Genomic DNA, 23,445 nt, shown 5'->3' with positions numbered 1-23,445 from the left:
ATTCTTGCAATGGAGGCTCTGCCTCACAAGGAGTTTTTCACGTATTCAAGGCTTGGCATCGGCCTGAGCCTGCAGCCAGTCCAGAAACTGACGAAGGTGGCGCGGCTTGTCCGAGTCCAGCGGCACCAGGGCTTGAAAGCTGCTGCCGCGCATGGTGACTTCGGGAAAAGGCGCCAGCAGGCGTTGCTGCTGGATATCGTTGCTCAAGGTCGGCAGCGGCCCCACGCCGTAGCCCAGCCCGTCCATCACCGCCTGCAGGCTGACGAAGAAATGGTCGAAACGCAGCACCTGCACGGGCCGCAGATCAGGCTGACCAGCCATCTGCAACCAGGTTTCCCAATCCCCGGGCCGGGTCTCCGCCGCCAGCCAGATGGTCTTAGCCAGATCCTTGGCGGACTTGAGCGGCTTTTGCTGCCACAGCGCCGGGCTGACGATCACGGTGTTGACCTCGGTATAGAGCGGCAGCACCTCGTACTGGCCGGCCTCGATAGGGCCGCGGCGGATTGCCACGTCAAAGCTGCCCTTGAGCGCCGGCTCGGTGCTGAAGGCAGTGGAAACGCGCACCTCGATGCCCCGGTACAGCGCATGAAAAGCCGCCAGACGCGGAATCAGCCAGCGCATGGCCATGGTGGCCGGGGCGTTAACGCGTATGACCTTCTCCGTCGCCCGCTTGCCGTAGCGCCGGGCCGCATCGCCGATATGGTCAAACGCCTGGCTGATCTCGCGTGCAAACGCCTTGGCATGCGGTGTGGCCACCATACGCTGGCCTTCTTTGCGAAACAAGGACTGGCCCAGCGCGGCCTCCAGCAGCGCAATCTGGCGGCTGACGGCGCCATGGGTCAGGTGCAGCTCCTTACCCGCCTCGGTAAAGCTGTTGGCCCGGGCTGCGACTTCGAACACGCGCAAGGCATGCAAAGGGGGAAGTTGATGTGGCATGGGGCGTAGTGGATAAGGCTTTGATGAAAGCTAAGTGACTTTATCCGTGATCTTTTATCACGCCTATCGCACTATTTGTCGATAGTGTTCACAGAGCGCACTGCCTAAGCTGCAAGGCATGAAACACCTACACATCAACCAACGCAGCTATCAGCTGCCTGCCTCACCCACCGTCATCGTCTGCATCGACGGCTGCGAGCAGGAGTACATCAACCAGGCCGTGCAGGCCGGCGTGGCACCGTTCTTTGCCAGCTTGCTGAAGAAGGGCGCGGTGCTCTCGGGGGACTGCGTCATGCCCTCCTTCACCAATCCCAACAATCTCTCCATCGTCACCGGCACACCGCCCAGCGTGCACGGCATCTGCGGCAACTATTTCTACGACACCGAACAAGACGCCGAAGTGCTGATGAACGACGCCCGCTATCTGCGTGCCCCCACCGTGCTGGCCGCCATGGCCGAGCAAGGCCTGAAGGTGGCCGTGGTAACCGCCAAGGACAAACTGCGTGCCTTGCTGGGTAACGGCCTCAGCGGCATCTGCTTCTCGGCCGAGCATGCGGACAAAGCCTGCATGGAAGTGAACGGCATAGACCAGTTGCTCACTCGCGTCGGCCTGCCCCTGCCTTCGGTCTACAGCGCCGATCTCTCGGAATTCGTCTTTGCCGCAGGCACCATGCTGATGCGCAGCGAGCGGCCCGATCTCATGTATCTGTCCACCACCGACTACGTGCAGCACAAGCATGCACCGGGCACAGATGAAGCCAATGCCTTCTACGCCATGATGGACCGCTACCTGGGCGAACTTGACGCCATGGGCGCTGTCATCGCCATCACGGCCGACCATGGCATGAATGCCAAAACCGATGCACTGGGCCGCCCGCAAGTCGCTTTCTTGCAGGATGTGCTGGATGCTCAGCTTGGAGCAAACAGCGCCCGCGTGCTGCTGCCCATCACCGACCCCTATGTGGTCCACCACGGCGCGCTGGGCTCCTATGCCACGGTGTATCTGAAAAACGGTACGGCGCAGCAGGCGGTGGTCGATGCGCTGAGAGGCATTCCCGAGGTTGAAGAAGTGCTGGACCGCGCCACCGCAGCGGCACGCTTTGAGCTGCCGCCGGACCGCATCGGCGATCTGGTGGTGCTGGCCCACCGCCTGGCCGTGCTGGGTACCAGCGCCAGCAAGCACGATCTCTCGGGACTGACGGTGCCGCTGCGCTCACACGGAGGCCTGTCGGAACAAGCCGTGCCTCTGCTGTTCAACCGCCCCCTCAAGGACATCCCGGCGCGTCGCCTGCGCAATTTTGATGTCCTGCAACTGGCACTCAATCACCTGCCAGTGCCTGCGGCCTCGGCCGCACCGCAGCAGCACGCTGCGCTGATCTAAGCCCTCCCTCCCCACAGCCATCCCCCGCAGCACCAGCAGTCCAACTGGTGCGGCGCGGAGTTGCTCGCCCTTTTTTCGCGCTAGCCCTCTACAAAAAATGCAGCGCCCCTGCTGCAATGCCCCAGGAGCCCATGATGAAAAACCCACTGCATCCAAGCCACTCCCGTTCCTTCAAACCGCTTTTTGGCACCTTGCTGATGCTCGCAGCCTTTTCAGGCCAGGTGCAAGCGCAAGGCTTCCCCAGCAAACCAGTGCGCATCGTCGTGGGCTTTGCGGCCGGCGGCTCCACCGACAAGCTGGCCAGAGTGATGAGCAAGCGCATGGGCGAGCTACTGGGTCAATCCGTCGTGGTGGAAAACCGGCCCGGAGCAGCCGGCAATCTGGCCGCCGAAGTCGTGGCCGGTGCGCCGGCCGATGGCTATACCTTGTTCATGACCACATTGAGCAGCCAGGCCATCAATCCACATATTTATTCCAAGCTGCGCTTCGATCCCGTCAAAAGCTTTGAGCCCATCTCTCTGGTTGCCAAATATCCGCTGCTGCTGGTGGTGGCTCCGCAGCTCAAGGTCAACTCGGTGCAGGAACTGATTGCTTACGTCAAGAAGAGTGATCAGCAAAGCTTCTTCAGCTCTGCCGGCAGTGGCTCGCCAGCGCATCTGGCAGGCGAGATGTTCAAGGCGCGCACCGGTGCCAATCTGCAGCATGTGCCTTACAAGGGCGGCAGCCCGGCATTGCTGGCGGTCATGGCCAACGAGGCACAGTTCGCTTTTGAAACCATTCCCAGCGCCATAGGCCAGACCAAGGGCGGTAAGCTCAAGCCCTTGGCAGTCTCCTCCAGTGCACGCTCGACTGCGGCACCCGAGCTACCGACCTTGCAGGAGGAAGGCCTTTCGCAATTCGTCGTGACCTCCTGGGCAGGACTGGTCGCCCCAGCAGGCACACCCCGCGACGTATTGGAAAAACTCAATCAGGCAACTCAGCAGACTCTGGCAACGCCCGCCGTCAACGCCGCCTTGGTAGCCGACGGGGCCGAGCCTGCTGGTGGAAGCAGCGCCGAATTTGCACGTTTTCTATCTCAGGAGTTCAAATCCTGGGGCGATGTGGTGCGCTCTGCCCAGGTAAAACTCGATTAATACGGGGACAAACCCAGTCAATGCCTCTGATTCGGTACCAAACGCACACTTTCGCGCCTATGCTTACCCTTAATTCGCACTGACATGTACGTTTTGGAATCATTGATACCAATGCGGCTCATCAGTCAGAGGTATATTTGACCGCTTCTCCGCAATAGCACATGAAGCATTTACTGAATCTTTTAGCAGCCATTGCCCTGTTGATCTGGGGCTCTCAGATGGTTCGCACCGGTGTTCTGCAGGTCTTTGGCGCAAACCTGCGCAACATCCTTGCTCGCAGCATGAGCAACCGTTTTTCGGCAGCGCTCTCGGGCATGGGTGTCACCGCTCTGGTGCAGTCCAGCACAGCCACATCGCTCATGACCTCGTCCTTCGTGGGTCAGGGCCTGATCACTTTGCCATCAGCGCTTGCTGTCATGCGCGGCGCCGACGTAGGCACCGCCATGATGGCCGTGCTGTTCTCGGCCGATCTGTCGTGGCTATCGCCCCTGTTTATTTTTGTCGGCGTGCTGCTCTACATCACGCGCAAAGACTCCAAACCTGGCCGCATTGGCCGCGTGCTGATTGGTCTGGGCCTGATGCTGCTGGCCCTGCGTCTGGTGGTCGAGGCGACCGAGCCCTTGCTGCAAGCGCCTGCCGTGCGCACCCTGCTGGCTTCCGTCAGCAGCGATCTCTTCATGGAGCTGCTGCTAGGTGCTGTGCTGGCCGTGGTGTCCTACTCCAGTCTGGCCGTGGTGCTACTGATTGCCGCCATGGCAAGCTCAGGCGCCATTCCCATTGATGTGGCGCTGGGCCTGACGCTGGGCGCCAACCTGGGCAGCGGTCTGGTCGCAGCGATCACCACAGCCAAGTCTGCGGTGGAAGAGCGCCAGGTCACCATCGGCAATCTGCTGTTCAAGATCATGGGCGTGGCCATTGTTGCGCCCTTCATCGGGCTATGGACGCAATACGTGGAGGTATACCTGCCCAATGGCGGCCAGAACGTGGTGATGTTCCATCTGGCCTTCAACATCTTCAACAGCCTGTGCTTTATTGGCTTGACCCAGGTGGTCGCCCGCTGGGTCACGGCCATCCTGCCCAAGCCTGAGGATGAAAGCACCTCTACGCTGCTTCGGCCCCGCCACCTGGACCCTTCTGCGCTCTCCACCCCATCATTGGCCATTACCTGCGCCGTGCGTGAGTCGCTGCATCAGGCTGACATGATCGAATCCATGCTGATCGGCCTGCAAAAAGTGGCCGAGACCGATGACCTCAAACTCTCCGAAGAAGTGCGCAACCTTGAAGGTACGGTGGACGATTTGTACTCCGCCATCAAGTACTACATGACCAAGATTTCGCGCGCCGAACTGGACGAGCGAGAAGGTCAGCGCTGGACAGAAATCATCAGCTTCACCATCAATATGGAGCAGATCGGGGACATCATCGAGCGTGTGCTGCTGGACCTGGAAGACAAAAAGATCAAAAAGGGCCGCAAGTTCTCGCAGGCCGGTATGCAGGAAATTCACGAACTGACCCAGCACCTGCTGGATAACCTGCGCCTTGCCATGAGCGTCTTCCTCAACGGCAATGTGCGTGAAGCGCAGAAGCTGCTGGAAGAAAAAGCACGCTTTCGCGACCTGGAACTGGCCTACTCCGCCACCCACCTAGAGCGCCTGTCGCAGCACACCGTCAACAGCATCGAAACCAGCTCGCTGCATATCGACATGATCAGCGACTTGAAGCGCATCAACTCCCTGCTGTGCTCGGTCGCGTATCCCATTCTGGAGCAGGCTGGGGCGCTGGCACCCAATCGCTTGAAGCCTGTCATTACGGACACTCAGCGTTAAGCGTTGCCTGACTCGGCATAGCGAACATGGTAGCCACGCGCTTCCATCATCCGCATCAGGTCAGGCTCGCCATACATGTTTTCCATGTCTGCACGTGAGCAATGGCTGCGAACTGTCAGTGGGTGCAGTGATGCCAGTTGCCGGTTACGCGAATGATGTCCAAAAATCCGCAATGCATCGACACCTGAGTGCAAGGGGCTTGCATTCTCAATCGCAAAACCAAGTGCCACATCAAGAGGCGCAAAACGCAGGCCCAGCGCTTCCAGTTGCGGGCGTAAAACGCCGCTCAGCTGCACGTCCTCATTGAGCACATCGCCAGCCCAGCCAAACTGCAACAGTGAATCGGAAAACCAGTCTGGCGCAGAAACTTCCACCCGCAGCGATGGATTCTCAGCAAACACGCGCATCAGCTTGCGGCTGCGCAAACTGAAGCCCCCATTGAGCACAGGCACAGCCTGATGCCCTTCTGGCACGCCATATGCCCACTCAAAGCGACGGCTCCAGTAATCGCCATCACGGCTGTAGACACGGGCCAGATGCACAGGCGCGCCAATGTAGTCGTAGTACAGATAGTCATCGCGCCAGAGTCGGCCATCCAGCACCCAGCCGTCGTCTTGCACGACCAGCGCAAAGTCGGTCTCGATCACGCGCCAGAGCATGAACAGCATGAACCAGCTATAGCCCTGATAGTCCATAGGCGCGATAGCGCGATGCTCCACGGATGACGGTAAGTCTGCGGGCCTGACGGGACTGCACAGCAGTGCCCTGCAACCGGGCATTTGCGCCTGACTCAAGGCTAGGGCCCAGCCAGCGGCCTTTGCATCAGGCAAGCCTGTGACGGAGACAATCGTGATTCGGCGCGCAGATTCTGCGGAGATATAGGTAGGCTCTGGCATGAACAGGCATTGTGACGATTTCACCCCTCGCAGGAAACGGGGAAACTGCGGCTGTGGCTACCAGCCCATATAGCTCGCCAGCACCAGCGATGCCTCGGGCGTAAAGCGCCCCTGCACCAGCCAGTCTTCCAGCGCACTCAAAGTCAGCCTCTCAAAGCGTTGCACCTCGCCATCCTGATTCACAGGCTGCAGCACATCAGGCACCAGCGCCGAGAACCAATCTATGCGCTCGACCATATAGCCTTGGCCTTCAGCCTCATCACTGGGTCTGGAAAATTCGATGAGTCCGCCGTGTGTGACCTGCGCCAGCTCGGTCACGTGCAGACCCGCCTCTTCCCAGGTCTCACGCGCCAGTGCCTCGGGCAGGCTGTCTTCGGCAGAGACCATGCCGCCCATCAAGGTGTCCCACATGCCGGGGTTGTTGGCCTTGTCTTCTGAGCGCTGCTGTACCCAGAGCGCGCCGTCCTCACCGTAGCCAACCAGATGCACCGCACGCGTGGCTATGCCCAGCGGCCGCACGGCACCGCGCTCAATCGTGGCAATCTTCAGCCCAGCCGCATTGCAAACAAGCAGTTGCTCATCGCGCCAGGCTCCGGCCAACCCTTTCGCACGCATAAGTTGGGCCAGTTGATTGAGCCTGAGCGTGCAATCAGCCTGCCCATCCAGAACCCAGGTGTCGTTGCGCCAGTGAAGACTCAAGCCGTACTGATTGAGCGCATCAGCGCCCAGTTGCAGGACCAATGACTCCTCGATGCTCCCGATCAGCTCACCCTCTACAGACAGCCCATGCCTGGGTCTCTCAGGCAGCTGATGGGCCAGCAGGCGCTGCGTCTGCAGCCAAGCCGATGTTTCTTGCTTCATTGCCAATCTCCAATGCCGCTCATTGTCACAAGCTTTCGCAAAGCGCCATGTCTTGCATCACCATTGATGACTGATATCCATCCCCTGCCAAACACCATCTGGGTACGTATATGTCTCAGCACCCGTGACCACCGCGTTACAGTGGCTCTCCATGAATTCTTCCCTGAAACCCTCCACAGTCGCCATGCTCAGTCTGGCTCCTGCGCTGTGGGCCGGTAATGCGATTGTGGGTCGACTCGCCCAAGACCTGATCTCGCCATTTGCGCTGAATTTCTTTCGCTGGTGCATCGCCTTTGTCCTGCTGCTGCCACTGGCCTGGCGGGTGCTACGCAAAGACAGCCCCATCTGGCCGCTGTGGCGCCAGTACATGTTGCTGGGTCTGCTGGGCATTGGCTGCTACAACGCCTTGCTGTATCTGGCACTCAAGACTTCTACGCCGCTCAACGTGACGCTGGTTGGCTCCAGCATGCCGGTGTGGATGCTGGCGATTGGCCGCCTGTGCTGGGGGACTCCTATCAGCCGCAAGCAGATGAGCGGCGCCCTGCTGTCTGTGCTGGGCGTTGTGGTGGTCATGTCGCGCGGTGATCTGCAAACGCTGATGAACCTGCGCTTTGTGGCGGGCGACTTATTCATGGTGCTGGCCACGATTGCCTGGGCTTTCTACACCTGGCTGCTGTCGCGCAGCACCGGGCCGCAGGAAGTGAAGTCGCACTGGGCCAGTTTTCTGTTGGCGCAGATTCTGTTCGGGCTGCTCTGGTCTGGCCTTTTTACGGGGGCTGAAGCCGCTCTGGGCGGCTTTCGCTTTGTGGTGGGCTGGTCGCTGCTTGGCACTTTGCTCTTTATTGCCATAGGCCCGGCCATTCTGGCCTACCGCTTCTGGGGCATGGGCGTGCAGCGCTCCACGCCAGCCATTGCAGGCTTCTTTGGCAATCTCATCCCGCTGTTTACGGCCCTGCTCTCCATTCCCGTGCTGGGCGAAACGCCGCATCTCTATCACGGCATAGCCTTTGTATTAATCGTGGCCGGCATCGTGGTTTCATCCCGCAAATAAGCAGCAATCGCCATAAAAAAGCCCCGCAATGCGAGGCTTTTCAGATGCGATCAATGAACGATCAATAAGTACCAGGGTACAGGCCACCGTCGGGCAGAAGGTTCTGACCCGTCATATAGCCAGCCTGACGGCTGCAGAGGAAGGCGCAGATCGCGCCAAACTCTTCGGCCGTGCCAAAGCGCTTGGCCGGGATTTGCGCAGCCTGAGCCTGACGAACCGCATCCAGCGCCTGGCCAGTCTTGGCCGCCGCTGCCTGATGGGTGGCCACCAGACGGTCGGTATCAAACTTGCCAGGCAGGATGTTGTTGATGGTCACGCCCTTGGCGGCAATACCCGAGCGAGCCAGACCCGCCACAAAGCCCGTCAGGCCGCTGCGTGCGCCGTTGGACAGGCCCAGAATGTCGATGGGCGCCTTCACCGCACTGGAGGTGATGTTGACAATGCGGCCAAAGCCGCGCTCGGCCATACCGTCCACCGTGGCCTTGATCAGCTCAATGGGGGTCAGCATATTGGCGTCCACCGCCTTGATCCATGCTTCGCGGTCCCAGGTGCGGAAGTCACCTGTGGGCGGGCCACCAGCATTGGTCACGACAATGTCGTAGTCCTTGCCCGGGCCGCCAGCGGCTTCAAACACGGCGGTGCGGCCTTCAGGGGTGGTGATATCCTCTGCCACGCCGATCACCTTGATCTGCGGAGCAATGGCTTGCAGTTTTTGCACGGCGGTCTGCAGTGCTTCGGGATTTCTGCCGTTGATAACCAGATTCACGCCTTCTTCAGCCAAAGCCTTGGCGCAGCCAAAACCCAAGCCCTTGCTGGCGCCGCAGACCAGTGCCCAGCGGCCGGTGATACCAAAGTCCATTTCAAAGTCCTTTCACACAGTTATCAGACCGGGCAATGCCAGCCCGGAATTATCAAAATCTATAGCTGCTAGCGCTTATCAATAAAGCGCTAGCGGTCAATTTCATGATTGACGCCCATGAAACAGCTTGTGGTGCAGCCTGCGCAGCGACCACCAGACGCAAAAGGCCACCACCGGAATGGCCACGGCCGCAGTCGATTCAGGCGACCAGGGCCAGCCCAGCTTTTGAGCGCCCTTGGCCAGATAGCTGATGAGACCGGTGATGTAGTAGGTAATCGCAGCAACGGACAAACCTTCCACCGTGGACTGCAGCTTGAGCTGCGTGCCCTGGCGGTCATTCATGGTGCCCAGCAGTTCCTGGCTGCTTTGCTGCTGCTCAATCTCGACACGCGTGCGCAGCAGACTGCTGACGCGGGAGACCCGTTCAGACAGCGCATTCTGGCGACGCGTGGCCCACTCACAGGTCGCGCGGGCGGGCGTCAGCCGTCTATCCATGAACTCACGAATGGTCTGAATGCCACTCAGCCGGGTTTCCTGAATCTCCTGAATGCGGCGATCCACCAGCTCAAAGTAGGCTGAGCTGGCCGAAAAACGCGAATGCGTGGCTGCATATTCGCTCTCGACCTGACCGGCCAGACGCGTCAGACGATCCAGCAAAGCAGGCTCGGCATCACGGTCTGCGGCGCGAATGGCATGAGCCAGCTCGGCCAATTCACGCTCTGCCGTCGCCAGCACTGCGGCGGCCTGGCGCGCAGCGGGCAGACCCAGCAACGCGGCCATGCGGTAGGTTTCAATCTCGAGCACACGCTGCACCAGCCGCCCCAGACGGCGTGGCGTCAAGCTGGCGCCCGCCAGCAGCAACATGCGCGAGAAACCATCGGGGTGGATGGCAAAGTCGGTATAGATAGAACCTGCATCGCCCGACACGCGCGAGCCGACAAGGGTATCGGCATGCAGCATGTGGCGAATCAGGTGCTGCGCATCCACATCCTGCTCGTTCAGCGCCCACAGGTGCAGGCTGCTTAGGCACTGGCCGGGCAAACTCGCCACCCAGTCTTGCGGCACGGCATCAATGGCTGTTTCGGGCTCACGCACATCGGCCACGGCGGCTTGCGCCATGGGCGTGGTGAAGGTCCAGGCCACAAATTCGGTGTGCTGCTCCCAGCGCAGGTGAAATGCGCCCAAGTCAATCAGCACATGGGTGGTGGCCGCATCGGGCAAGGGGCGGTGGTGGTTGCGCAGCAATGCCGCCACATGCTCGCGGCTGGCCTCGCGCTGGGCAGCGTCAGTCAACATCACGATATGCGTGATGGCCAGCGGCGCCTGCATGATTTCCGCAGGACGGGCGTGGATTTCGTTGTGCAGCAAGACCCGCTGAGGGTGCTGCGCGGGCAATAAAGACAAGGCCATGCAATCTTTCCAGTAACTGCAGCTATTTTGCAGCCCGAATCCGTATTTTCCCGAGCAAAAGTCCCCAGATAAAAAAAGCGGCCCTTTCGGGCCGCTTCAAACTTGATTCAGCAGTCAGGCAAGACCTTAGTCTTCCACGAAAGCTTCTTCACGCTTGTTCTTCACTGCAGGCATCAGAACGATGACCAGCAGAACCACAGCAGCGGCCAGCAAGCAGGCGGAGATAGGACGTGTCACAAACACGGACCAGTCACCACGCGACAGCAGCAGAGCGCGGCGCAGGTTTTCTTCCATCATCGGGCCCAGAATGAAGCCCAGCAGCAGCGGTGCAGGTTCGGTACCCAGCTTGTGGAACACATAGCCGATGAAACCGAAGATACCGACCATCCACACGTCCCATGCATTGTTGTTGGTACCGTACACGCCGATAGCGCAGAACAACACGATGGAGGGGAACAACCAGCGGTAAGGCACAGTCAGCAGCTTGATCCAGACGCCGATCAGCGGCAGGTTCAAGATGATCAGCATCAAGTTACCAATCCACATGGAGGCAATCAGACCCCAGAACAGTTCTGGGTTGCTGGTCATCACCTGAGGGCCGGGCTGGATGTTGTGAATCGTCATGGCACCCACCATCAGCGCCATCACGGCGTTGGGGGGGATACCCAGAGTCAGCAGAGGAATGAACGAAGTCTGCGAACCGGCATTGTTAGCCGACTCAGGAGCGCACACACCACGGATGTTGCCTTGACCGAAAGGAACTTCGCCGGGCTTCAGCTTGGTCTTCTTTTCGATGGTGTAGGCAGCAAAGGCCGACAGCATGGCACCGCCACCGGGCAAGATACCCAGGGCCGAGCCCAGAGCTGTACCGCGCAGCATGGCAGGAATCATGCGCTTGAAGTCTTCAGCCGTAGGCATCAGACCCGTCACCTTGGCGGCGAACACTTCGCGTTCGTCGTCGGGCTTGGACAGGTTGGCAATAATTTCGCCGTAACCGAACACACCCATGGCGATCACGACAAAGTCGATACCGTCAGTCAGTTCAGGAATGTCAAAGCTGTAACGAGCCACGCCGGAGTTCACGTCCGTACCAACCATGCCCAGCAGCAGACCCAGCACGATCATGGCGATCGCCTTGAGCAGCGAGCCGGAAGCCAGCACCACAGCACCGATCAGACCCAGGGTCATCAGCGAGAAGTACTCGGCAGGGCCGAACTTGAAAGCCACTTCAGTCAGCGGAGGAGCGAAGGCAGCCAAGATGATGGTGCCCACGCAACCTGCGAAGAAGGAGCCGATACCGGCAGCTGCAAGCGCTGGACCCGCCCGGCCTTTTCGGGCCATCTGGTAGCCGTCAATCACGGTCACCACAGACGAGGACTCACCTGGCAGATTCACCAAAATGGCGGTGGTGGAGCCACCGTACTGGGCACCGTAGTAAATACCGGCCAGCATGATCAGCGCCGCCACAGGGGGCAGAGCGTAAGTTGCGGGCAGCAGCATGGCGATGGTCGCCACTGGGCCGATGCCTGGCAACACGCCAATCAGCGTACCGAGCAGACAGCCCACAAAGCAGTAGATCAGGTTCTGGAACGTGAAAGCCACGCCAAAACCTATCGACAAGTTATTAATCAGATCCATGGACGATGCTCCTGGTTAGCCAGCGATGAAGCTAGGCCACACGGGGAACTGCAGATTCAGCGCCCACACGAAAGCGAAATAGCTACCCACGGCCAGAACGGTGGCCAGAACAGCTGTTTCCTTGATATTGAAAGTCTGTCCAGCCATGCTGGCGATGAAGACCAGCGCGTAGATAGCGATGATCAGACCGAACTGAGGGATACCCACAGCAGGCACGCCCACCAACAAAATGCCGAAGGCAAAGTTGGCAGCCAGCACGAAGAACACAGGCTTCCAGGCCCACTTTCCAATCTTGTCGCCATCAGAGGGGCCCTTTGTCAGGCCGCCTACGCAGATGGCTGTACCCAGGATGGACATAAGTACACCCAGAATCAGCGGAAAGTAACCGGGGCCCATACGTGCGCCAGTACCAATGGTGTAGTTGGATGCGCCGATCGCAAATGCGAGTCCGACGACCAAGAACATCAGACCGGAGAAAAAGTCTTTTTGGCTCTTGATTTTCACAAAAATGTCCCCTTACGGAAATCACGACTTGGCGATTCTCGTTTCTTACAAATGCCAAATTGATGTGGATTCCACCTACAAAGGGCTTACCCTATGGATGACGTTTTGTACACATTACCCGCATACACGGCATAAAAGTGCTGCTTGATTGGTCTGCGCAAGACAAAAAGCAGGCGCTCACACTCAAAACGTATTCGCGAGCTTGAATCGTCAGATTTCGCTCATCAGCGGCGTGCAGGCCAGCACTTCGGGCAAGGTGGTGATGCCTTCGGCCACACGTAAAGCACCAGCCAGACGCAGCGGGCGCATGCCGTCCTGCACGGCCTGACGGCGTAAAACGTCCATGGATGGCGCGTCGTGAATCTGCTTTTTCAGGCCCTCGCTCACAATCAGCAGCTCATACAGGCCCATACGGCCGCGATAGCCGGTCATGCGGCAATCTTCACAGCCCACGGGCTTGAAGGGCTGGTAGCTACCGGTCAGCTTCCACGGCTTGACGCTTTCGGCCAGTTCATCGGGGGCCGCTGCTTCATCGCGCACCTTGCAGCTGACGCATAGCGTGCGCACCAGCCGCTGGGCCAGCACGCCCAGCAAGGTGGCGTTAATCAGATAAGAAGGCACACCCAGCTCCATCAAGCGGCTGACGGCACTGGGTGCATCGTTGGTGTGCAGGGTGGAGAACACCAGATGCCCCGTCAACGCCGCCTGCACGGCCATCTCAGCCGTAGCGAGGTCTCGAATTTCCCCCACCATGATGATGTCCGGGTCCTGGCGCATCAGTGCGCGCAAGCCTTCGGTGAAGGTGAAGTCGAGCTGGGGCTGAACCTGGGTCTGGTTGAAGCTGGGCTCGATCATTTCGATGGGGTCTTCCACCGTGCTGACATTGACCTCTTCGGTCGCAACGCGCTTGAGCGTGGAGTACAGCGTGGTGGTTTTTCCCGAGCCAGTAGGCCCGGTCACCAGAATAATGCCGTGCGGGCGCTTGACCAGGTCTTCCCAGCGCTGCGCATCATGGGCGCTGAAGCCCAGTGCATCGAGATTTTTAACGGTATTTTCGGGGTCAAAGATGCGCATCACCATCTTCTCGCCAAAAGCCGTGGGCAGCGTGGAAAGGCGCATTTCCACTTCTTCGCCGCGCGGGTTGCGGGTCTTGATCCGGCCATCCAGCGGGCGGCGCTTTTCCACCACATCCATGCGGCCCAGCAGTTTGACCCGCGCCACCATGGCATTGAGCACGCCCATGGGCATTTGATAGACAGGGTGCAGCACGCCATCGATACGGAAACGAATCACGCCCTGCTCGCGCCGCGGCTCCAGGTGAATATCGCTGGCGCGCTGATCAAACGCGTATTGCCACAGCCAGTCCACCACCTTGACCACACCTTGGTCGTTCGCATCCAGTTGCTTGCTGCTCTTGCCAAGCTCTACCAACTGCTCAAAGCTCGCGCCGCCTGTGGCACCCCCGGCTTTTTCAGCCGCACGCACAGACTTGGCCAGTGCAAAAAACTCAGCCGTATAGCGCTTGATATCCAGCGGGTTGGCCACCACGCAGCGCACGCTGCGGCGGGCCTGGCGCTCTACCTCGCCCACCCAGTCGGTAATAAAGGGCTCGGCCGTGGCAATCACCACTTCCTTGGATGTCACCTGCACGGGCAGCACCTTGTGGCGCTCCGCATAGCTGGCGCTCATGGCCTCGCCCACGCGGCCCACATCCACCCGCAACGGGTCAATGCGCAGATACGCCAGACCACTGCGCTGGGCCAGGTACTGGGTCAGGGTTTCAAGATCCAGCGGCTTCAACGTCTGCGCGCTGACCACGCCCACATTGGCCAATCGCACCAGCGGCAGTTGTGCGCTTTCAGCGGCAGAGCAACGCATCACTGTGCGCTCAGCCTCCTGTGCGGTAATGACACCATCATCCTGCAGCCAGCGCACCAGCATGCGCCAGTCCAGCGGACCTTCGTAGCGGGCTGGCTTGATGGGCAGGGGAAAAATGGATTCAGTCAGGGACATGGCAGGCTGCGTCGATAAAACTGCCTTCAATGTAACCGTCCTGAGTCAGCGCCTCACTGCTGGGCGGCAACGCTGCAGCACAACGGCAATCACTCTGCCTTGGTGCGGCTGATGCGCGCGACTTTGGCCTTGGCCGTCTTGGTGCCAGCTTCGGCATCGCGTGCAGGCACAAACACTTTGGACCAGCGCAGGGTTGGCAGGTCCCAGCGGGCCTGAACCTGATCGCAGGCTGCCTCCAGCTCGGCGCTATCCAGCATGCGCGGCGTGCGCTGGGCCAGCACCACGGTGTTGCCCTCACGCGTGGGGCGAAAGGCCCAGAGCGCATCTTCACCAAAGGCCTGCGCCATCTGGTCAAGACTCTTGTCAAAGCTCGACGAGCGACCGAACAGGTTGACCGTCATGATGCCGTCTTCGGTCAGCAAGTTACGGCAATCGGCATAAAACTCGGCACTATCGAGCACGGGTGCCGCGGCCTCGTGGTCGTACAAGTCCACGGCCAGCGCATCTACGCTGCCATGCCATTCGCTCTTCTTGATCTCCAGCGCCGCATCGGCCAGCACCACCTTCAAAGTGCTGCTGTCGGGCGGGAGTTTGAACCAGCTGCGGCACACGGCCAGCACCTGCGGGTTCAGCTCAATAGCCGTGGTCTTCATGCGCAGTTTTTTGTGGCAGAACTTGGTGATGGCTGCAGCACCCAGACCCAGCTGCATGGCGTGCTTTTCAGGCACGCTTGCCGGGTCGGTGAACAGCAGCCAGCCCATCATGCGCTGCACATATTCCAGATCGATATCGAACGGGTCGCGAATACGCATCGAGCCCTGGACCCAGGGCGTTCCCAGATGCAGATAGCGGATATCGCCGTCGTCAGAGACGCTGACTTCGGGCAGCTCCTGCACGCTGGCAGCATTCTTGTCTTGCGCGGGCTTTGCGCCGCCACGGGTTTTACGAATCACGTTTCACACCAATCTTCAAAGCAGGCCATGGGCCGCCAGCGCGTCGCGCCAGGCCTGCAGTTTTTTATCGAATGACCAACTGGCATGCGCCGGGCTGGTAGATGGCAGCTTCAAAGCCGTCAGCCCCAGCGCCTCGGTCTGGCGCGCGTGCTTATAGCTCTCTGCGCCGTTGTGCAATGCCAGTTTCAGATCCGGGCAGCGCTGGCGCAGCCCTGCAAAGTCGTTGACCTGAGCTGCGCGAATGGCACTATCCAGACTGCCTTCTCGCTCGCAGCTGGCGTACACATCCCACAAGCCCAGCCCGCGTGCCAGCAGCCATTCACAGCGGCCCGCATAGTCATCGCGCGGCGGCTGTGCATATTGCGGCCACAGGGCCTGCAGCAGCGGCCAGAGCTGGTTTTGCGGATGGGCGTAATACTGCGCTTGTTCCAGCGATTTCAGTCCGGGGAAGCTGCCCAGCACCAGCGCACGCGTGCGTGCATCGGCCACCGCAGCCAGCCCCTGCCAGCGCGTGCCAGTCTGGGTTGCAGAAGAATCCTCAGTCATGCCTTATTGTCGCCCACCCGCCATCAGCGTGCGCTGCACACTGCTATTCAAAAAATGAGCAGCTAGCGCTTGATCTGCAAGGGCCAGGCCTCGTTTTGGCTTGAACTATGCCAGCGGCAGTGCAGGCAGGCCTTTGAGCGCCGAACGTGCATTGGCCGTGCTGGCCTGCGCCAACTCAGCAGCGCTGATACCGCGCAACTGCGCCACTTCGGCTGCAATGCGCGGCAGCTCAGCCGAGCTGTTGCGGCCTTGCGGCTGGCCAGCAATACGCTGCTCTGCCGTGGTGTAGAGCCAGTGCGGGGGGATGTCAGGCGCATCGGTCTCCAGCACCAGTGCATCCAGCGGCAGACTGGCAGCCATTTCGCGCAGTTTGAGTGCTCTGTCATAAGTCACAGCACCACCAAAACCCAGTTTGAAGCCCAAATCGATAAATGCCTGTGCCTGCTGGGCGCTGCCGTTGAAAGCATGGGCAATACCGCCCACCACTTTATTCGCACGCAAGGTCTTGAGCAGGCGGTCGCTGCTTTTGCGCACATGCAAGATGACGGGCAAATCAAACTCGCGTGCCAGCTTGATTTGCTGCTCGTAAAACCAGATCTGCCGGTCCGCATCCAGACCCGGAACAAAAAAATCCAGCCCGATCTCGCCCACAGCCACCAGATGCGGGTCATCACGCTGCTGCATCAGCAACTCGCGCAGCGCTGCAATATCGGACTCATCTGCGCCCGGCGTAAACAGCGGGTGTATGCCCAGCGCATAGCTGTCGCCATGGCGGTGCGCCAGCGCAATCACCTCCTGCCAGTGGCTGCGCTGCACAGCAGGAATCACCAGATGACTCACACCCGCTGCGCTGGCGGCAGCCCGCACGGCATCGCGGTCGGGCGCGAATTCGGCGGCGTCCAGGTGGCAGTGGGTATCTATCCAGGTCGTCATTTGCGCATCATGCACCGACTCATGCGCCTGCATTGCGATGCCATTTGAGGCGAGTCGGTGTAAGCCTACAAGCAACATCCAATCTTGTCCTACTCGAAACACATTGAAACAAATAAAACATTAGGCAACTTCACCCTCTGCACTCTGCGACTGGCCAAAGGATCACGTTATGACAGGACTTCTGCAAGGCACGCTCTGGCAACGACTGAGCCAGAACCAGCATCGCAATGACATGCAAAGCAAGCTGGCCGCGCTCGATCAGGTGCAGGCCGTGATCGAGTTTGATCTGCAAGGCCATGTGCTGTCGGCCAACGAAAACTTTCTGCGCACCATGGGCTATGACGCCAAGCAGATCATCGGCCAGCACCACCGCCTATTTGTGGATGAGGAAACCCGTGAATCCGCCGAATACGCACAGTTCTGGCAGCGACTGGCCGCTGGCGTGCATGACAGCGGGCGCTACCGCCGCATCAACAGTCAGGGGCAGGATGTGTGGCTGCAGGCCAGCTACAACCCGATTCTGGACAGCCACGGCAAGCCGCGCAAAGTCATCAAGTACGCCACTGACATTACCGAGCAGCAGCAAAACGAAGACGATGCACGCGGCCAGCTGGAGGCCATTGCCAAGGTGCAGGCCATCATCGAATTTGATCTGGATGGCACCATCATCACGGCCAATGATCTGTTTTTACAGACGATGGGCTACCACCTTCAAGAAGTCGTGGGCAAGCACCACCGCATGTTTGTGCAGCCGCATGAGGGCCAGAGTCTGGCCTACCACCACTTCTGGCAAAAGCTGGGCATGGGTCACAACGATGCGGGGCAGTACCTGCGCATAGGCAAGAACGGCCGCCAAGTGTGGATTGAAGCCAGCTACAACCCGATTCTGGACGCTGAGGGACGCCCTTTCAAAGTCGTCAAATTTGCCACCAACATCACGCAGCGCGTGACGGCTGCGCACACTTTGCGCGCCACGGTGGAAGGTCTGACTGAAAGTGCCAACCATGCACGCCAGGCCAACGAGCTGGCGCAAGACGCCTGCAGCGTGGCCGAGGCCGGTGGCCGCACCGTGCAAGAGGTGGTCACGACCATGGAATCCATCAGCGCCAGCTCACGCAAGATCAGCGACATCATCGGCATGATGGACTCCATCGCCTTCCAGACTAATCTGCTGGCACTCAATGCAGCGGTAGAAGCGGCGCGCGCTGGCGATCAGGGCCGGGGCTTTGCCGTGGTGGCCAACGAGGTGCGCCAGCTGGCCCAGCACAGCGCAGAAGCGGCCAAGGAAATCAAGCAGCTGATTCAGGCATCGGTCAATCAGGTTACGCAGGGCGTCACGCAGGTGCGTGAGGCGGGCACCACCATGGCCGAGATCGTCACCTCATCGCGCCAGGTCACGCAGATCATGGGCGAGGTGGTTCAGTCATCGCTGGCCCAGTCGGCCAGACTGCGTGAAGTGACTGACGACCTGACTGCGCAGGATGCTTCCGGCAATCAGCGCACAGAACGCTCCCACGCATCGCTGCAGAACAGTCAGTCGGCCCGTGCGCAAGCCCATATCGCTATCAAAAACGCAGCTGCGACCGCTTATTGAATAACGGCTGCATGCCTTTATCCATCAAAAAAAGGCCCGGAATGTCCGGGCCTTTTTTTCATGCAGCGGCTATCAGCCTAGCTGGCCAAGACCCAGTCTCACCATGCGGTCGCAGCGGGCCGCCAGTGCTTCGTCATGGGTGACCATCACAAAGGCCGTGCCGTTGTTGCGTGCCAGCTCCAGCATCAACGCAAACACGGTGTCTGCCGTGCCGCGATCCAGATTACCCGTGGGTTCATCGGCCAGCACACAGGCCGGGCGGGTGACCAGCGCGCGCGCAATGGCCACACGCTGGCGCTCGCCGCCTGAGAGTTCGGCCGGGCGGTGCGTCAGGCGGTCGCTCAGGCCCACGGCGCGCAGCATCTCGGCGGCACGCTCCATGCAGTCATCCTTGGCATCGCGGCGAATGCGCAGCGGCATGGCCACGTTTTCCTGCGCCGTAAATTCGGCCAGCAGGTGGTGAAACTGGTAGATAAAACCCAGATGTTGATTGCGCAGCGTGCCTTGCTTTTGCGGGCTGAGCTGGTTCAAGGGCTGACCCATCAGGCTGACGCTGCCAGTCGTCGGTGCATCCAGCCCCCCCAGCAGGTGAAGCAAGGTGCTCTTGCCCGAGCCCGATGCGCCCACCACGGCCAGTGTTTCGCCGGCCTTGACCTGCAAGTCCACGCCCTGCAGCACCGTCACATCCAGCTTGCCTTCGGCAAAGCGCTTGGTCAGGCCCCGCGCTTCAAGCACGGTCTGACCCATCACAACATTATTCATAGCGCAGTGCCTCCGCAGGGTTCACGCGGCTGGCGCGCCAGCTGGGGTAAATCGTGGCCACAAAAGAAAGAATCAGAGAAATCACGGCAATCGGCACGATGTCTGTGGACTGCGGCTCACTAGGCATCTTGCTGATGAGGTAAATGTCCTTGGGCAGGAAGTTGGCGTGCAGCGCCTGCTCAATAGCGGGCACGATCACGTCAATATTGAAAGCAATACCCAGACCCAGCACCAGACCGGCTAGCGTTCCAATCACACCCACCATGGCACCCTGCACCATGAAGATGCCCATGATGGACGATGGCGAAGCGCCCAGCGTGCGCAAGATGGCAATATCGGCGCGCTTGTCCTGCACGCTCATCACCAGGGTGGACACCAGATTGAAAGCCGCAACGGCGACGATCAGCGTGAGGATGATGAACATCATTCGCTTTTCAAGCTGCACGGCGGCAAACCAGGTCTTGTTTTGCTGCGTCCAGTCGCGGATGAACAGGCGGTCGCTCAGCGTATCGGCCAGCTCATGCGCCACGCGCGGCGCTTCGTGCAAGTCCTTGAGCTTGAGGCGAATGCCGGTCGGGCCTTCCAGACGGAAGAGGCGCTGCGCATCTTCGTAATGCATCATCACCAGCGCCGAGTCGTATTCGTAGTGGCCCGAATCAAACGTGCCCGCCACCGTCATCTGTTTCATGCGCGGCAGCACACCGGCAGGGGTGACCTGACCACTCGGGGCAATCATGGTGATGACATCGCCCTCAATCACGCCCAGCGAGCGGGCCAGCTCAATGCCCAGCACCACCTTGAATTCACCGGGGATCAGGCGCTTGAGCACCTCGCCGCTGGTCGCAGCCAGATCGGTTACTTCGCCTTCGCGCGCCGGATCAATACCGCGCACCAAGGCCCCTTTCATGTCTTCACCGCGCGCCAACAATGCCTGAGCAGCTACAAAAGGTGCAGCACCAATCACGTCCTTATTGGAGCGTGCCTCACGCATGGTGCGCTCCACATCGGGCAAGGGTGCGCCTTGCGGGGCGTAGATTTCCACATGGGAGACAACGCTGAGCATGCGGTCGCGCACTTCCTTCTGGAAGCCGTTCATCACACTCAGCACAATAATCAGCGCCGCCACGCCCAGCGCAATGCCAAGCATGGAAACACCCGAGATAAAGGAGATGAAGCCATTGCGGCGTGTAGCGCGCCCTGCACGGGTATAGCGCCAGCCCACGGCCAATTCGTAGGGAAATTGCATGTTGACCGCATTGTGGCATTGCCCGGGATGCCCTACAGCCTGCGCCAGCCTTGTGCAAATTTTTACCAGTGCTGCCTTCCAGCCCTTGCCGGGGCATATGCAGCGGCCATGCACGACAATAGCCAGCATGTCTTTGACCGCGCCTTTGCTACCTGCTGCCCACGCCCTGGGCACAGGCACCTCTGAAATCATTGTTGCCTACGCCAGCGGCCCTGCCGACATTCCCAAAGCCTGGGATGGCCTGCAACTCCCCCACCTGCAAGCCTTGCTGGCAACGCTGATGCCCACCACGGTGGTGCAAGGCGACGAGATGGATTTCTCGCCCCCGCACGAGCGAGCACTGGCCCGCGCCATGCAACTACCCGACACACCGGGCCTGATCCCTTGGGCCGCACTGGCATCGGGCGAGACCACGCAGGCCTGCGCCTTCATCACGCCCTGCCACTGGCATATCACGCCCGATCAGGTGCACCAGACCGATCCCGCCAGCGCACCGCTGAGCGAGGACGAATCCCGCCAGTTGCTGGCGCTGATTGCGCCGTGGTTCAGTGATGACGGCATCACGCTGGAATATCTGCGCCCTGACCTCTGGCTGGCGCGCGGCGCAGCTTTCAAGGACTTGGCCACCGCCTCAATGGACAGAGCTCTGGGCCGCGATGTGCGCCCCTGGATGCCCAACCCGATTCAGGGCGCCATCATTCAGCGCCTGCAGACCGAGCTGCAAATGCTGCTCTATACCAATGTCTTCAACGACCAGCGTACCGAGCGCCGCCTGCCGCCCATCAACTCCTTCTGGGTGCATGGCACGGGCAGTCTGCCCAGCTTGCCCGTGACCAAACCACAGGCGGTCTGCATCAACGATCTGCGCCACGCCACCTTGCAAAGCGATGTGCAGAGCTGGCAAAAAGCCTGGCAAGCGCTGGACAGCGGCCTGATCGCCGACTTGCAGCAACGTGCCGCCAAGGGCGAGCCCATCAAGCTCACTCTCTGCGGCGAGCGCAATGCCGTGCAATGGCAAAGCCAGCCACGCAGCTTCGCGGACAAAATAAAGAGTCTTTTGGGAGCTAAGCGCTTACCAGACTTGCGAGAGATGCTATGAAAATAAAATCTCTCATTGCCCTGCAAGCCAAGGCCGCTCAACCATGAAGATCACGCCCCGCACCATTCCCAGCGACAGCGTATCGACTCTGCTGCAGGCCCAAATTCACCCGCTGCTGGCCCAGCTCTACGCTGCGCGTGGCGTGTGCTCTGCCGATGAGCTGGATGACGCGCCCGCCTTGTTGCTGACACCCTCCGGCCTGCGCGGCATAGACAGCGCTGTGCAGCTGCTGGCCGATGCCATTGCCCAGCAAAAGCGCCTGTGCATCGTGGCCGACTATGACTGCGACGGCGCTACCGCCTGCGCCGTGGGTATGCGCGGCCTGCGCCTGCTGGGCGCGCAGCATGTGGATTACCTCGTGCCCGACCGCGTGGTCGATGGCTACGGCCTCACCGCCCCAATCACCCGCCGCGTCAAGGAAACCGGTGCCGACATGCTGATCACCGTGGACAACGGCATTGCCAGCGTAGAAGGCGTGGCCGTGGCCAAAGAGCTGGGCCTGTCCGTCGTCGTCACCGACCACCACCTGCCCGGCGACAGCCTTCCTCAGGCCGATGCCATCGTCAACCCCAACCAGCCCGGCTGCACGTTTGAGAGCAAATCCATGGCAGGCGTGGGCGTCATGTTCTACGTGCTGCTGGCCCTGCGCACCGAGCTACGCAGCCGCGGCCGTTTTGATCGCCACACCCAGCCCCGCCTTGAGCAATTGCTGCCACTGGTGGCACTGGGCACCGTGGCCGATGTGGTCAAGCTCGATGCCAATAACCGCCGGCTGGTGGCGCTGGGCCTGAAACAAATTCGCCGAGGCATCATGCAGCCCGGCATTCGCGCGCTGTTTGAGGCTTCAGGCCGCCGATTTGACACGGCCAGCACCATCGACTTTGGCTTTGCACTGGGCCCGCGCATCAACGCCGCAGGCCGCCTTGCCGACATGACCATCGGCATCGAATGCCTGACCACCGACGACGCCAGCCGCGCCGACAATCTGGCCCGCATGCTGGACAGCATCAACCGCGAACGCCGCGAGATTGAAGTGGGCATGCGCGAGCAAGCACTGCTGATGGCCGAAGGCCTGTTCAAGGACGGCATGACGCCGCCGCCCGCCATCAGCGTGTTTGACCCCGACTTTCATGAAGGCGTGGTGGGCGTGGTCGCCTCCCGCATCAAAGACAAGCTGCACCGCCCCAGCTTTGTGTTCGCCGCCAGCGGCGCGCCGGGTAAAGAGCATGAAATCAAGGGATCAGGCCGTTCTATCCCCGGCTTTCATCTGCGCGATGCGCTGGACCTGGTCAGCAAGCGCCACCCGGGAATGGTGCTGCGCTTTGGCGGTCACGCCATGGCGGCAGGCTGCACGATTGACAGAACACGCTTCAAAGACTTTGAACAGGCACTGGCCCAGGTCGCGCAGGAATGGCTGGATGCCGCCACGCTGATGCGCAGGCTGGAAACCGACGGCCCGCTCTCGCCCCAATGGCTGGACACCGCCCTCATCGAGCAAATGCAACTGGCCGTTTGGGGCCAGGGCTTTGCCGCCCCGACCTTCAGCGAAGAGCTGGAGATCACCTCCCAGCGCCTCGTCGGCGAAAAACACCTGAAGCTAGAGCTGCTGCACCATGGCTCCAAGGTCGATGCTATCTGGTTCAACCATACCGACCCGCTACCCGCCCGCACCACGCTGGCTTATCGTCTCGACATCAACGAATGGCGCGGCGAGCGCAAAGTGCAATTCCTCGTAGAGGCCGCGCAGGACTTTGAAGGCGGCGCAGGCAATATGGGGTTTTGACGCTGGCAAAAATGCAGCCGC

At 60.4% G+C, this 23,445-nt stretch carries 20 protein-coding genes; 7 read left to right on the top strand and 13 right to left on the bottom strand.

Translation table 11 applies throughout. From position 1 onward, the window contains the following. Positions 1-45: 45 nt before the first annotated feature. Positions 46-936 (bottom strand): LysR substrate-binding domain-containing protein, encoded by an 891-nt coding sequence (locus tag RSF91_RS06495; protein WP_332567644.1) that lies wholly within the window; start codon positions 934-936, stop codon positions 46-48. Positions 937-1,054: 118 nt separating this feature from the next. Here RSF91_RS06495 and phnA point away from each other — a divergent pair, with 118 nt between their 5' ends. The 3 genes from phnA (at position 1,055) to RSF91_RS06480 (ending at position 5,276) form a co-directional block, all read left to right on the top strand. Then, entirely contained in the window at positions 1,055-2,317 is a 1,263-nt protein-coding gene (phnA, locus tag RSF91_RS06490) for a phosphonoacetate hydrolase (protein ID WP_332567643.1), read from the top strand. 134 nt (positions 2,318-2,451) lie between these two features. Next, positions 2,452-3,450, top strand: a complete 999-nt coding sequence (locus RSF91_RS06485; RefSeq protein WP_332567642.1) for a Bug family tripartite tricarboxylate transporter substrate binding protein — start codon at positions 2,452-2,454, stop codon at positions 3,448-3,450. A 161-nt stretch (positions 3,451-3,611) separates the two neighbouring features. Then, entirely contained in the window at positions 3,612-5,276 is a 1,665-nt protein-coding gene (locus tag RSF91_RS06480; RefSeq protein ID WP_332567641.1) for a Na/Pi cotransporter family protein, read from the top strand. Here RSF91_RS06480 and RSF91_RS06475 read toward each other — a convergent pair. Both RSF91_RS06475 and RSF91_RS06470 read right to left on the bottom strand, forming a co-directional pair. Beyond that, positions 5,273-6,172 carry a DUF5672 family protein gene (locus tag RSF91_RS06475; protein ID WP_332567640.1) on the bottom strand — a complete coding sequence of 300 codons (900 nt, stop codon included), beginning with the start codon at positions 6,170-6,172 and terminating at the stop codon, positions 5,273-5,275. The two genes, RSF91_RS06480 and RSF91_RS06475, sit on opposite strands and share 4 nt — an antisense overlap. 57 nt (positions 6,173-6,229) lie before the next feature. Beyond that, on the bottom strand, positions 6,230-7,033 hold the full coding sequence (locus tag RSF91_RS06470) for an NUDIX hydrolase (RefSeq protein ID WP_332567639.1): 804 nt from the start codon (positions 7,031-7,033) through the stop codon (positions 6,230-6,232). A 151-nt stretch (positions 7,034-7,184) separates the two neighbouring features. Between RSF91_RS06470 and RSF91_RS06465 the strand changes: the two genes are divergently transcribed. Then, positions 7,185-8,084 (top strand): DMT family transporter, encoded by a 900-nt coding sequence (locus tag RSF91_RS06465; protein WP_332567638.1) that lies wholly within the window; start codon positions 7,185-7,187, stop codon positions 8,082-8,084. A gap of 61 nt (positions 8,085-8,145) precedes the next feature. Here the strand turns inward: RSF91_RS06465 and RSF91_RS06460 are convergent, their stop codons facing one another. The 8 genes from RSF91_RS06460 to RSF91_RS06425 all read right to left on the bottom strand — a co-directional run bounded on the left by RSF91_RS06460 (position 8,146) and on the right by RSF91_RS06425 (position 16,940). Continuing rightward, a complete protein-coding gene (locus tag RSF91_RS06460; RefSeq protein ID WP_332567637.1) occupies positions 8,146-8,943 on the bottom strand; it encodes an SDR family oxidoreductase in 798 nt (265 codons plus the stop codon). Between the two features lie 102 nt (positions 8,944-9,045). Further along, positions 9,046-10,353, bottom strand: a complete 1,308-nt coding sequence (locus tag RSF91_RS06455) for a DUF3422 family protein (RefSeq protein WP_332567636.1) — start codon at positions 10,351-10,353, stop codon at positions 9,046-9,048. 126 nt (positions 10,354-10,479) lie between these two features. Further along, the gene (locus tag RSF91_RS06450) at positions 10,480-11,991 is read right to left on the bottom strand and encodes a tripartite tricarboxylate transporter permease (protein ID WP_332567635.1); all 1,512 of its coding nucleotides are present in this window, start codon (positions 11,989-11,991) and stop codon (positions 10,480-10,482) included. Between the two features lie 15 nt (positions 11,992-12,006). Beyond that, the gene (locus tag RSF91_RS06445) at positions 12,007-12,495 is read right to left on the bottom strand and encodes a tripartite tricarboxylate transporter TctB family protein (protein ID WP_332567634.1); all 489 of its coding nucleotides are present in this window, start codon (positions 12,493-12,495) and stop codon (positions 12,007-12,009) included. 210 nt (positions 12,496-12,705) lie between these two features. Continuing rightward, positions 12,706-14,508, bottom strand: coding sequence for a GspE/PulE family protein (locus RSF91_RS06440; RefSeq protein WP_332567633.1), 1,803 nt, complete (start codon positions 14,506-14,508; stop codon positions 12,706-12,708). An 89-nt stretch (positions 14,509-14,597) separates the two neighbouring features. Beyond that, positions 14,598-15,461, bottom strand: coding sequence for a spermidine synthase (locus tag RSF91_RS06435; protein WP_332567632.1), 864 nt, complete (start codon positions 15,459-15,461; stop codon positions 14,598-14,600). Between the two features lie 15 nt (positions 15,462-15,476). Continuing rightward, positions 15,477-16,007 (bottom strand): DNA-deoxyinosine glycosylase, encoded by a 531-nt coding sequence (locus RSF91_RS06430; protein ID WP_332567631.1) that lies wholly within the window; start codon positions 16,005-16,007, stop codon positions 15,477-15,479. A gap of 105 nt (positions 16,008-16,112) precedes the next feature. Continuing rightward, complete coding sequence (locus RSF91_RS06425) at positions 16,113-16,940, bottom strand: TatD family hydrolase (RefSeq protein WP_332567630.1); 828 nt, start codon at positions 16,938-16,940, stop codon at positions 16,113-16,115. A 169-nt stretch (positions 16,941-17,109) separates the two neighbouring features. On the opposite strand from RSF91_RS06425, the gene RSF91_RS06420 reads away from it, so the two are divergent. Continuing rightward, entirely contained in the window at positions 17,110-18,534 is a 1,425-nt protein-coding gene (locus tag RSF91_RS06420) for a methyl-accepting chemotaxis protein (protein ID WP_332567629.1), read from the top strand. Between the two features lie 72 nt (positions 18,535-18,606). On the opposite strand, the gene lolD is transcribed toward RSF91_RS06420, so the two are convergent. Continuing rightward, positions 18,607-19,296, bottom strand: a complete 690-nt coding sequence (gene lolD, locus RSF91_RS06415) for a lipoprotein-releasing ABC transporter ATP-binding protein LolD (protein WP_332567628.1) — start codon at positions 19,294-19,296, stop codon at positions 18,607-18,609. Further along, positions 19,289-20,542, bottom strand: coding sequence for a lipoprotein-releasing ABC transporter permease subunit (locus tag RSF91_RS06410; RefSeq protein WP_099739083.1), 1,254 nt, complete (start codon positions 20,540-20,542; stop codon positions 19,289-19,291). The genes lolD and RSF91_RS06410 overlap by 8 nt, the downstream gene beginning before the upstream one ends. A 127-nt stretch (positions 20,543-20,669) precedes the next feature. Here RSF91_RS06410 and RSF91_RS06405 point away from each other — a divergent pair, with 127 nt between their 5' ends. Both RSF91_RS06405 and recJ read left to right on the top strand, forming a co-directional pair. Then, on the top strand, positions 20,670-21,641 hold the full coding sequence (locus RSF91_RS06405) for a phosphoglycerate mutase (protein ID WP_332567627.1): 972 nt from the start codon (positions 20,670-20,672) through the stop codon (positions 21,639-21,641). Positions 21,642-21,684: 43 nt separating this feature from the next. Next, positions 21,685-23,424, top strand: a complete 1,740-nt coding sequence (gene recJ / locus RSF91_RS06400; RefSeq protein ID WP_332567626.1) for a single-stranded-DNA-specific exonuclease RecJ — start codon at positions 21,685-21,687, stop codon at positions 23,422-23,424. Positions 23,425-23,445 lie beyond the last annotated feature (21 nt).

Source organism: Comamonas sp., from assembly GCF_036643215.1.
Classification (GTDB): domain Bacteria; phylum Pseudomonadota; class Gammaproteobacteria; order Burkholderiales; family Burkholderiaceae_C; genus Comamonas.
Note: the sequence above shows the minus strand (reverse complement) of the source record. Positions and strands in the feature narration are given on the sequence as shown.